Annotated in this window: 10 protein-coding genes; 2 read left to right on the top strand and 8 right to left on the bottom strand. The window is 62.4% G+C overall.

Translation table 11 applies throughout. The features are described from left to right. Together HDG32_RS35750 and HDG32_RS35745 are read right to left on the bottom strand one after the other, a co-directional pair. A partial coding sequence (locus HDG32_RS35750) for a helix-turn-helix domain-containing protein (protein ID WP_184074526.1) occupies positions 1-344 on the bottom strand: 344 nt, incomplete at its 3' end. A 159-nt stretch (positions 345-503) separates the two neighbouring features. Then, positions 504-1463 carry a LysR family transcriptional regulator gene (locus HDG32_RS35745; protein ID WP_184074536.1) on the bottom strand — a complete coding sequence of 320 codons (960 nt, stop codon included), beginning with the start codon at positions 1461-1463 and terminating at the stop codon, positions 504-506. 203 nt (positions 1464-1666) lie between these two features. On the opposite strand from HDG32_RS35745, the gene HDG32_RS35740 reads away from it, so the two are divergent. Next, positions 1667-2290 carry a TetR/AcrR family transcriptional regulator gene (locus tag HDG32_RS35740; protein ID WP_184074524.1) on the top strand — a complete coding sequence of 208 codons (624 nt, stop codon included), beginning with the start codon at positions 1667-1669 and terminating at the stop codon, positions 2288-2290. 60 nt (positions 2291-2350) lie between these two features. On the opposite strand, the gene HDG32_RS35735 is transcribed toward HDG32_RS35740, so the two are convergent. The 4 genes from HDG32_RS35735 to HDG32_RS35720 all read right to left on the bottom strand — a co-directional run bounded on the left by HDG32_RS35735 (position 2351) and on the right by HDG32_RS35720 (position 7831). Continuing rightward, entirely contained in the window at positions 2351-3427 is a 1077-nt protein-coding gene (locus HDG32_RS35735; RefSeq protein ID WP_184074534.1) for an AI-2E family transporter, read from the bottom strand. Between the two features lie 109 nt (positions 3428-3536). After that, positions 3537-5078 (bottom strand): DHA2 family efflux MFS transporter permease subunit, encoded by a 1542-nt coding sequence (locus HDG32_RS35730; RefSeq protein WP_311540614.1) that lies wholly within the window; start codon positions 5076-5078, stop codon positions 3537-3539. 12 nt (positions 5079-5090) lie between these two features. Next, the gene (locus tag HDG32_RS35725) at positions 5091-6266 is read right to left on the bottom strand and encodes an HlyD family efflux transporter periplasmic adaptor subunit (RefSeq protein WP_184074530.1); all 1176 of its coding nucleotides are present in this window, start codon (positions 6264-6266) and stop codon (positions 5091-5093) included. A gap of 56 nt (positions 6267-6322) precedes the next feature. Beyond that, positions 6323-7831, bottom strand: a complete 1509-nt coding sequence (locus HDG32_RS35720) for an efflux transporter outer membrane subunit (protein ID WP_184074521.1) — start codon at positions 7829-7831, stop codon at positions 6323-6325. 188 nt (positions 7832-8019) lie between these two features. Here HDG32_RS35720 and HDG32_RS35715 point away from each other — a divergent pair, with 188 nt between their 5' ends. Next, positions 8020-8640, top strand: coding sequence for a TetR/AcrR family transcriptional regulator (locus HDG32_RS35715; protein WP_184074528.1), 621 nt, complete (start codon positions 8020-8022; stop codon positions 8638-8640). 483 nt (positions 8641-9123) lie between these two features. Here the strand turns inward: HDG32_RS35715 and HDG32_RS35710 are convergent, their stop codons facing one another. After that, positions 9124-9336, bottom strand: a complete 213-nt coding sequence (locus HDG32_RS35710) for a hypothetical protein (protein WP_184074519.1) — start codon at positions 9334-9336, stop codon at positions 9124-9126. Between the two features lie 58 nt (positions 9337-9394). Then, positions 9395-9751, bottom strand: coding sequence for a hypothetical protein (locus HDG32_RS35705; RefSeq protein WP_184074517.1), 357 nt, complete (start codon positions 9749-9751; stop codon positions 9395-9397). Between the last annotated feature and the right edge of the window lie 1159 nt (positions 9752-10910).

The following is a 10910-nucleotide window of genomic DNA, read 5'->3' as shown; positions in this document are numbered from 1 at the left end:
TGATCGGCGTGGCTTGCCCGATAGCCGTCCGGGCCGCTGTTACGTTTGATCTCACGACAGATGGTGGAGGGAGCTCGCGAAAGTCGCATGGCGATTGACTGGATCGAATCGTCGGCCGCAAGTGCCCGTGAGATCTCTTCGCGCTCCTCCAGCGTCAATGCCAATCCCGATCGATGCCTTTGTGGTGGCTGGATTCCACCTGTCTCAGCCAGAATCCCCTGTACAGACGAGTGGTTCCGGTCAAAAAGCTGGGCGATCTTCTGGAGAGACTCTCCCTTCCGCCAACGTTCCCACATCAGCGCTTTCTGCTTCTCGCTGTAGTAAATCCGGCGTCGCTGTTTCATCTGCAACACTCCCACTGCTTGCGCAGTCTTCAGTGTGTTGCATCCACCGGTTGAATCCGCCCTTCGTATCGGCCGTTATCCTGGGGCTGCGGACGTAGCACGCTGTCACACTGCTCGCAAACGACGAGCGTAGGGAAGGTTTGCATGAGCATCTGGCAATCAGGACGGCCTGCCACTGCCGCCGGCCACCGTCCGCTGCTGTTGGACGTGGCCCATCTGAGCCGCGCGCGCGTCGAAGTACGACGTCGCATAGTCGATGAACGCCCGGACCTTCGCCGTCATCAGGCCCCTGTCGCGATATGCGAGCCTGAGTTCGGCGTCGCCGCTCATGAGCTCGAAGTCGGGCAGCAGCTGTACCAGCCGGCCATCGTCCAGCTCCTTGCCGACCATCGTAAGAGGCAACGCGCCGAGACCAGCACCGCTCATCACCAGTTCCTTGTTCAACGCGGCGTTGTTGCTCGACACGTCGTGTTCGAGTGGCACGGCGATCTGTTCGCCACCGCGCCGGAACCGCAGTTGTGGTTCGCTGATCGACGCAAGTATTGTGACGAAGCGGAATGCGGCGAGGTCGATAGGCCTTTGCGGTAGCTGGCGCCCCTGCAGATAGCTGGGCGAGCCCACCACGGCGAGGGGCAGGCGACACAACGCACGGGTGATCGTGAGCTCGCTCGTGAGCATGAACGGCAGCACGATGCCGAGATCGAAGGCTTCCTTGATCAGATCGACTGGCCGTTCCGCCAGCGTCAATTCGAGCTGCACGGCTGGGTAGCGGGCACGGAACCCGGCGATCAGTGGTGGCAACTCTATCAGCGCCGCGGTGGTGTGGGCGACGAGCCGCAGTACCCCCGCAGGCGCCCGTGCGCGCTCCCCGGTACCGGCCTCGAGCACGTCCAGTTCAGCAACCACGCGCGAGCAGCCGCCGTAAAACTCCTCCCCGGATTCAGTGAGTGCGAGGTGTCGGGTCGTGCGCTGAAAAAGACGCACACCGAGCCTGGTTTCGAGCCCCGTTATCGCGCGCGAGACGACTGCCTTTGAGATGCCCAACGCATTCGCGGCGTGCGTGAAGCTTTGCATTTCGACGACGGTACAAAAGGTTCGCAGCGTTTCGAGGTGGTCCATAAGTGCTCGCAATTCAAGGTAAGTCAAAATGGTTATAACTATACTGTTCAGTATAGTGAAACCCACTGTTGCCGTCAACGCAAATAAACCGAGTGGTTTTGTTATGATAAGATTGTCAGTATTGATCGAAAACACCAGTCAAGTGCGTCGCCGCCGCCAGCGGTGTCGTTTGATCGGTCTCATAGACCGAAGGAGAACCGGAAATGAGGGTGAAAACGGAAGAAAAGCGGCAGGCGATTGTTGACGCCGCGTTCGAGGTGTTCAGTGAGGTGGGGTTCGAGCAGGCGTCGATGTCCGAGATTGCGGCACGGGCAGGTGGATCAAAAGCCACGCTGTACAGCTATTTCCAGTCGAAGGAAGAGATGTTCGCTGAGTTCATGAGCGTCGCCGCGCGACAGGAAATCAGGGCGGCGTTTGAGCTGCTCCAGACCTCGGTGCCGGTTCGCGACGCACTGGCGAGCTTCGGCAAGCACTATCTGGTTGCAGTGCTGAAACCGCAACTGCTCGCGGTGCGCCGTCTCGCGCATCACGAAGGCGGCCGGTCCAACGTCGGCGCCCTGTTTTATGAGCGCGGGCCGAAGCTCGGCTGGCAAACCGTGGCTGTCTTCCTGCAGCAATTGATTGACGCCGGGCAGTTGCGCAGCTGTAATGCGGCTATCGCGACCTCGCATCTGCGCACCCTGTATGAAGCTGAGTTGATGGAGCTGTGCCTGTTTGGCGTGCCGGCCGATACCAGCCCCCGCAACATCGCGAAGGTCGTCCAGAGAGCGGTCGACGTGTTCATGGCCGCATACGGGCCGACGGACGCCGCACAAACCAAGCACTGATTATCCGGCTACCGCCCGCATTGTCCGGGCGGCAGATCGACATCCAGGGCAAACCGGCGGTCAATCCTTATACAGCGCGCTGGCCACATAGCGGCGCCGCAGGTCGCCCAGCACCGCTGCAAGGATCGCACTCACCGGCAGCGCGAGCAGCACGCCAAAAAAGCCGAAAAGCTGGCCAAACGCAAGCAGAGCGAAGATCACCGCGAGCGGGTGCAGCCCGATGCGGTCGCCCACGAGTTTGGGAACAAGAAAAGAACTTTCGAGAACCTGTCCAACTCCGTACACGGCTGCGACTACGCCGATGCCGTACCAGACGCCAAACTGCAGAAGCGCGGCAAGCAGGGCAAGGGCGAGTCCCACGGCGAAACCCACGTAGGGGATGAACACCGCGAAGCCGGTGAAGAGTCCAATGGGCAGCGCGATGTCGAGGCCGGCCAGTGTCAACGCTATCGGGTAGAACACGGCGAGCACGCCCATCACGAGCAACTGGCCGCGCAGGTATTGCGACAGCATGTGGTCCATCTCGGTCACGAGTGCCCGGACCTTGCCGACCCAGCGCCGCGGCACAAAGCTTTCCATCCGCGCAAATATCTGGTGCCTGTCGTAAAGCTGATAGAAAAGGACGAGCGGCACCAGTATGACGTTGCTTACCACGGGAAACACGACGTTGCTGCCTGTGCGCACATAACGCAACGCCGCGAGTATGACGGTCTGGCCGTCGCCGATCGTGTCGCCCGTCAGCAGGTGGCGCACTCCGGGCAGATCGAGTGAGTAGCTGACACCCAGCAGTGCCAGCCTGGGTTGCAGCCACGCGTTCAGGTTCGCGATGAAGACGGGAAGGTTCTTCGCGAGCTCGGGTCCTTCCTTGTGCATCACGGCGAACGCAAGCAACGGCAGCAGGGTCAGGAGCAGTGCGAAGAGGAGCATCATCAGCAGGACGGCCACCGCGCGTGGCACACGCTGGCGCACCAGCCACTCGACGCCCGGCTGCAGCATGTACGCGATGAGCGCACCGAGCAGGAATGGCGTCAGAACCGGGCGCAAGATCCATAGAAGGATACCGAGGCCAGCCGCGATGGCGCCCCAGACGAGGGTCTGGCGCTGATAGGAAGTCAGGATCATGGTCGGGAGTCGTATTCAGGTGACCCGCACGTGACAGGCAAAAAAGCGGCGGGGTATCGAGGGGGCATCAGTCGTCGTCATTCAGCATCGGCGAAAGCGGGGCGCGCGCGCCCCGCGTTGGCCTTCAATGTGCCTGTGACGTATCCGCGACACGGGTCGGTCTGGGCGCAAGCCAGATCGCCAGTGCCCCCGCGATGAAGCAGCATGCGATGTTAAAGAAAAGCTGGTTGGTGGCGAGCATCACCGCCTGCGACTCAACCATGTTGCTGATCTGCGCCTGCGCCTGATCTGCACTCCAGCCGGAACCGGTCAGCGAGGACATGAAGTGGCCGGCCTGATCGACGAGGCCCGACAACTCCGCGCGGTTGAACTTGGTCTTGTCCTCCCACAACGTATTGACGACCGAGGTGGCAATCGCCCCGCTGAAGGTCCGGCAGAAGCTCATCAGTCCCGCCGCCGACGCCGTTTCGGGCTCGTCGACACTGCTCAGGCCGATGCTCGTCGTCGGCACGAAGAAGAACGGCAGGCCGATGCCTTGCAGCAGCAGCGGCAGTGCCACCTGCCAGAAGTCCATGTCCGAATTCGCATGGGTGCGGAACAGCGTCACCGAGCCGAGCAACATCACGCCGGCAAACACCAGCCAGCGTCCATCGAACTTGGTCGACAGTCTGGCTGCAAACGGTGCGGCGACCACCGCGAAGATGCCCGTTGTCGCCTGGGCGTAGCCGGCCCACGTGGCCGTGTAGCCCATATTGTTCTGCAGCCACAGGGGCGTGAGGACGGTGGCGCCGAAGTACGCGCCGAACGCCAGCGACATGGTGACCACACTCGCGGCAAAGCCGCGATGACGGAACACCCGCAGATCGACGATGGGATTTCGCTCGGTCAGCTCCCAGATGAGGAAGGCGAGGAAACCAATCACCGCAACGATCGCGAGAACGCGAATTTCCATCGAGCTGAACCAGTCCTTGTCCTTGCCATCATCGACCATGATCTGCAGCGCAGAGACCCAGATGATCAGCAGCACGAGCCCGACCGTGTCGATCCGCATCCGGATCTTCTCCGATTCGAAGCGCTTGAGCATCATCCATCCGGCGTATCCGCAGATCAGCGAGACCGGCACGTTGATGAAGAAGATGTAGGACCAGTGGTAGTCGTCGCAGATGATACCGCCCAGCACGGGGCCCATCACCGGCGCAATCAATGTCGTCATGCTCCACAGGCCAAGCGCCGCGGCGGCCTTCTCCTTCGGAAAGATGCGCAGCAGCAGGGTTTGCGAGAGCGGCATGAGCGGGCCGCCCGCGAGCCCCTGAAACACACGGTACAGGATCAGCGTGCCGAGCGAAGTCGCCATCCCGCACAGTGCCGAAAAGAGCCCGAACATCACCAGCGCCGTGATGAACACGCGCACCGTGCCGAAGCGGCTCGCGAGCCAGCCGGTCAGCGGCACGGTGATCGCCTCGGCTACCGCGTAGGAGGTGATCACGTACGTGCCCTGGCTCGTCGAGGAGCCGAGTGCACCGGAGATGGTCGACAGCGACACGTTCGCGATGGTGCTGTCCAGCACCGCGACAAAGTTGGCGGCGGCGATCATCACCGCCGCGAGAATCAGCATGGGGCCGGACAGCGGCGGCAATGCGATGTCATTGAGCTGACTGGAAGACATGATGGCGCATCCTTAGTATGCGGACGCGTCGTTGCCGCCGCGTGTGTCGACCGTTGCTTCCATGGACAGGTTGATACCCAGCGGATGCGCACGAAGCTCGGCCGGATCGATCCTGACGCGCACCGGCAGGCGCTGCACGACCTTGATCCAGTTGCCGGTCGCGTTCTGCGCGGGGATCATCGCGAACGCGGAACCTGAACCGCCCGAGAAACCAACGACCTTGCCGTGATAGACGACCTTGCTGCCGTACAGGTCCGACTTCAGTTCCACCGGCTGACCGATGCGCACCTTGCCGAGTTGGGTTTCCTTGTAATTCGCATCGACGTAGACGGATTCGATCGGCACGACTTTCATCAGGGTGGTGCCGGTCTGAACGCGCTGACCGACCTGAACCTGCCGGCTCGCGACGACACCGTCGACCGGCGCGCGCAGCACGGTCCGATCGAGATCGACGCGGGCCTGATCGCGCTTCGCGCGTGCGAGCAGGACTTCCGGATTGGTATCGACCGTCGTGTCCGCAATCAGCACCTTGTTCGCCTCGAGCGAGCCGACTGCGGCATCGCGGCTTGCCTTCGCCTGCGAGGCCGCAGCGCGGGCTGCGTCGAGCGCCGCCCTGCCGGCGGCAAACGCCGCGCGCGCGTGGCTCAGCTCTTCGCCCGATACGCTGCCGGTGCGGGCGAGCACTTCCCGACGCTGCAGGTCGATCGCCGCGCGGTCAAAGTCGGACTGGGCCGACGCGATCTGCGCGGCCATGCGGGATTCGTCCGCTGCGCGCGCACTGACCTGCGCGGCCAGTTGCGTATCGGTGGCGACATAGCCGCGCACCTTGCGTTCGGCGCGGCCCAGATCGGCTTCGGCCTGCGCCAGCGCGATCTTTGCGTCGGTGTCGTCGACGACGGCCAGTACGTCGCCCTTGTGGACCTGCTGCGTATTCACGACCGGCACGCTTTTGACGATGCCGCTGACCGCCGGCGTGATCGATGCGACTTCGGCCGCGGTGTAGGCGTTGTCGGTCGACACGTAATGCGACGCGACGAAGTGCCAGTAGCTCGCGTACCCGAGACCGGCGACGAGAATGGCGCCGCCGAGCAGCGCGAACAGCTTCTTGCGGTTCGAAGGGGGAGCGCCGGCCGCAGCGCCGGTATCGACGGGAGCAGCGGGAGCAGCGGAAGCGGGAGAGTCCGGCATCAGCGACTCGCTGGTTTTGACGAATTGGGTTTCAGACATGATCGGAGTCCTTGAAATCAGCTTTGCTTGTTGGGATGGGTTGCGTCGGTCGCGGCCGGCGTGCTGGCCTGAAAGCCGCCGCCGAGCGCGCGCACGAGCGCGACATCGAGCGAGAAGGTGCGCGACTGGATATCGGCGAGCTGGCGCTGCGCGGAAGTCATCGTGTCGGCGGCGTTCAGCACTTCGAGGTAACCGGCAAGGCCGGCGCGATAGCGATCGAGTGCGACCTGGTGCGCCTGGGCGGCGTCGTCGTAGGCGGCCTGTGTCGCTTGCAGCCGGTCCGCCAGCGCGCGTTTGCTTGCGGCAACGTCAGCCACGTCGTGCAACGCCTTCGTCAGCGTTTCGTCGTAGTTCGCGACCGCCTCGTCGTAGGTCGCCCGCTTGCCGCGCAGTTCGCCGCGCAAACGTCCGCCATTGAAGATGGGCAGCGTGATCGCCGGCCCGAAGTTGCCGGCCACCGAAGCCGCGTTCGTCAGCATGTTCAGGCCAAGCGACTGGTAGCCGATCGACGCGCCGAGCGTGATGTCCGGATAGAACCCGGCGCGCGCGACGTCGATCCGCTTGGCCGCCGCCTCTACGCGCAGGCGTGCAACGACCACGTCCGGGCGACGGCCAAGCAGGCCGAGTCCAAGGTTGGCGGGCATGCCGGCAGGCTGGGTCAGGTCGACGGCCGGACGCTCGATACGCAAGCCGCGGTCGGGACCGGCACCCATCAGCGCGGCGATCTTGTTGCGCTCCAGTGCAATCGATTCATCCAGCTCGAGCAGGTCGGCCTGCGCGCTTTGCTGCTTCGACTCAGCCTGCTTGACGCCGGACTGCGTTTCGAGCCCGTTTGCGAAACGCTCCCTGAACAGCTGTGCGGATTGGGTGCGCACCTGCAGTGCCGCCTGCGCACTGTCGCGCTCGGCAAACAGCCGCGCGAGGTCGGCATACGCTGCGGCGATCGACGCGGACAGCACCATGCGGGCCTGTGCCGCATCGGCGCGCGCCGCGTCGAGCTCCGACGTAGCAGCGGCGAGCGCCGCGCGATTCTTGCCCCAGAAGTCGATCTCGTAGCTGAAGTCGAGCTCGGCGGTGCCGTAGGGGCGCCATCCGTGAGGGACGAGAGCGGAGGGCGTGCCGTTGTTGTAGCTCTGCTTCTTCTTTTCGACCGAGCCCTGCGCGCTGACTTCGGGCAACAGCGCCGCGCCTGCCACCTGCGCCGACGCCTCGGCGTTATGCAGCTGCGCCTCGGCGGCCGCCAGCGTCGGCTCATCCTTGAGCGCTTCCGCGATCAGCGCGTTCAATTGCGGATCGTGATAGCCGAGCCACCACTGATCGGTGGGCCAGGCGGACGCGGTGCCGACCTGCTTGCCGGAGCCCGCACCGAGACTTTCTGCCGTCTCGTACCTGCTGATGTCTTTCGTTACCGGCTTTTGCGGCATATCAGGCAGTTGCGCGCAGGCGCTCGCCACGATGGCGAATGCGAATGCGGCGGCCAGTCTCACCGGTTTCACCTGGCTCCAAATGTCCGTGCTCTCTTGCATGATCTCCTGCTCCCTCGCTCCGTTTTACAATACTGTACAGTCTAGTTATCGAAATCATCCATGTCAACAGAAATAAACTGTACGGTTCAGGTATGGTAAGATCACAACATTGAAAGTCGAAGGCCGGTCACGGGCGTCGCCGCCGGCCATGTCGTTGATCGGTCGCGCAGACCGGAGGAGCATTGAAGATGAGAGTGAAAACAGAAGCAAAGCGGCAGGTGATCGTTGACGCCGCGTTTGAGGTGTTCAGTGAATTGGGGTTCGAGCTTGCGTCGATGTCCGAGATTGCGGCGCGGGCAGGCGTGTCGAAGGCCACGCTCTACAACTACTTCAAGTCGAAGGACGAGATGTTCGCCGAGTTCATGGGCGTCGCCGCGCAACAGGGAGTAGAAGCTGCACTCGAGCGACTCAAGACCACTGTGCCGGTTCGCGACGCACTGGTGAGCTTCGGCAAGCACTGTCTGGTTGCGATCCTGACACCGCAACTGCTCGCGGTGCGCCGTCTCGCGCATTTTGAAGGTGGCCGGTCGAACGTCGGCGCCCTGTTCTATGAGCGCGGGCCGAAGCCCGGGTGGCAAGTGGTGACTGACTTCCTGCAGCAATCGATTGACGCCGGGAAGCTGCGCAGCTGTAACGCAGCCGTCGCGACAGCGCATTTGCGTGGGCTGTATGAAGCGGAATTGCTGGAACTCTGCCTGCTGGGCGTGCCGGCGGATATCAGTGCGCGCAACATCGCCAAAGTCGTTCAAAGAGCGGCCGACGTGTTTCTGGCCGCATATGGGCCGACGGACGGGACTGACGCCGCATAGGCCAGGTGCCTGGACGGTCGCGAACCTTGGGAGACGGCAAGCGAACCGCCATCGTGTCGCCAGGTGGACGGTTCACCCTGCACAGCGTCGGCAAAATCCGCCGTTTGCAACGCGTGACATGGGTAATCAGCCCGTTGCGGAGCCAATCGTCACGATGAATGGCCCGTGGACGGCTACTCCGGATCATGCCCGGATGGCGGGGCACGCCGATCGCGGTCGATGCTCTCGCCGAAACCCGCAGGCAGCCGGCGAAGACGCCGCGCCTTATCGAATTGCTGAGGAATTGCTGAGGAAGGGTTGAGAGCAGTCCATTGCTGAACCAACCACGGTCTCGCGGCCAGCGATTTGCCGACGTCATGAACGAATCGCCGGCAAACGCCGGTCGTGCATCACATGCGCCTACGGCGATGAACAGAATCCGGGTAGCCGCGACATTCGCCGGTCTCCCAGGTATGGCTGCGCGGGGTGCGCAGTCATACGGGGTTATTTCGGAAGCTGGGTCGGGACTTGCGTCGACGCTTGTGTCGGAAGCTGCGGAGGTTGCGGAAGCTGCGGCCCACCTTGTGAAAGCTGCTTCGTGGACGGTTGCCCGGCGGACGCTGGCTGCTGCGACGGCAATTGCTGCGGCAGATTGCTTTGCGCAAGCACGGATGTGCTGGTAAGGAAGGCGAACAGTACAAGGAAGGTCTTTTTCATTTCAATCCTCTACAGCTGGTCGTCTTGATTTTGATGCGATTAGCAGCCGCGGGCCGTATCAACGCGCGGCCAAGGTTGCCTTGTAACGCCAGGACGCTGTTGCGGTACTGAAGTCGACGGGGCTACCCGACGCTACGTTGTCTGACGGGAGGGGAGCGGACGAACTAGTCACCCCGCCGCAGTTGTGGAACGCTTGCCGCTGGGCTTCCACGCGGGCTAACACCGCCTGAAAGTCCATTGCATGTTGTGTATTGGCGCCCGTGTGGTCATGGTAGCCGACCGTTTGACGCTGAACCGGTTGCACAGCCGCTTGCTCATAGGTTTGGGGACCGCTGCTGCTAGCGAATGCGGCGGTCGAGAAGGACAGGATCGACGCGACAACAGGGACGGGGATGAAGGTCTTCGACTTCGGCATGATCAGACTCCATATCGAGCGTCGGATTCAGGAGACGCCGTGTTTGGGGAACAACGGTCTGGCGAGGCATGAGTGCTGTTTGCCAGTTCGTTGCCAGTCTAGTCACTTACGGTCGGCTTACAAGCATCTGCGGGGCAACGGATAGTTGCCGTCGCTGCAAGGTTTTAGCCGATTGCCCTGGAGCGGTGCGCAGTTCTTTAGTGTGTCCGGAGGCAGGGGCCGTGCGGACCATCTGAATGACACGCAGCACATTTGCTTCGACGCTATCCAGCCGGGCGTTACGCAAGCGGGATCAGCCGTCGAGCGTGCACGCTTCAATCGAAGTTCGTTGTCAAGACCGCTACGTGAATATTGGAATACCTTCCGCTTGTTGTTCTGATGCCAGCGATTCGCGGTTCGCACAAACCCAACTCACGTTCCAGATCGGTTCATCGAACACGGAAGTCATTCATGAGGTCGTTCAGCACGCGTTGCGCAGCGCTGCTACGGCCTCCACCACGATGGGGCTATCGATGTGCTGGGCCAGGCGCTACCCGAGGTCGAGCGCCTCGCCGCGCACACGACCGTCGTGACGCACTGAGCCCTCTGCGCGCAACGACGAAGGCCACTCGATCACTCGCCCAATGGGGCATTTATGACGGTTCTGTTAGCTGGTAGAGTTACCGCCATTCCCCCTTGACGCGGATCAAGCGCCGAACGCGGCCCATGCTGGGGTTCAACACTTTCGCTGTGCCCGGACCCTTGACCGACATCAGATTGGCAACTTTCTTGCACGATCCATTGCCGGTTTCGCCTTCGTGACCATTTGCCCACGCGTCTATAACGGCGCGATTCGGAGATCGTGACAATCACTTTCGCATGGGGGCGGATTTGACCAGCCGATCTCGACAGGCTAGCTGGATACGTAGCGCGCCGGCCAGCACAAGCTCCGTTCGACACCCTCAACCTACAAACTAAACACGTCGAGTCGCGCAAGATTTGCAAACGTCCCTCGCACACCTGTTAAGCGACATTCGCGCGCATCGGCGACGTCCTGTAGGTGGCTCGAGGAGACAAGTTGACTGATCGGTCGCGGGCAGCAACTGCGCTGTCGCGCAGTGTTGATCCGGGAAGGATCAACAGCGAAACACGCCCGCGAAAATCAACAGGATGGATCGCT

Source organism: Paraburkholderia sp. CI2, from assembly GCF_014201055.1.
GTDB classification, from domain to species: Bacteria; Pseudomonadota; Gammaproteobacteria; order Burkholderiales; family Burkholderiaceae; genus Paraburkholderia; species Paraburkholderia tuberum.
The sequence above is the reverse complement of the archived record's forward strand: the minus strand, read 5'-3'. Positions and strand labels throughout refer to the sequence as shown.

Coding starts and splice junctions, on each gene's coding strand:
- HDG32_RS35720 (WP_184074521.1), bottom strand. CDS start 7,831: ATGCAAGAGAGCACGGACATTTGGAGCCAGGTGAAACCGGTGAGACTG.
- HDG32_RS35730 (WP_311540614.1), bottom strand. CDS start 5,078: ATGTCTTCCAGTCAGCTCAATGACATCGCATTGCCGCCGCTGTCCGGC.
- HDG32_RS35740 (WP_184074524.1), top strand. CDS start 1,667: ATGAGGGTGAAAACGGAAGAAAAGCGGCAGGCGATTGTTGACGCCGCG.
- HDG32_RS35710 (WP_184074519.1), bottom strand. CDS start 9,336: ATGAAAAAGACCTTCCTTGTACTGTTCGCCTTCCTTACCAGCACATCC.
- HDG32_RS35705 (WP_184074517.1), bottom strand. CDS start 9,751: ATGCCGAAGTCGAAGACCTTCATCCCCGTCCCTGTTGTCGCGTCGATC.
- HDG32_RS35715 (WP_184074528.1), top strand. CDS start 8,020: ATGAGAGTGAAAACAGAAGCAAAGCGGCAGGTGATCGTTGACGCCGCG.
- HDG32_RS35725 (WP_184074530.1), bottom strand. CDS start 6,266: ATGCCGGACTCTCCCGCTTCCGCTGCTCCCGCTGCTCCCGTCGATACC.
- HDG32_RS35745 (WP_184074536.1), bottom strand. CDS start 1,463: ATGGACCACCTCGAAACGCTGCGAACCTTTTGTACCGTCGTCGAAATG.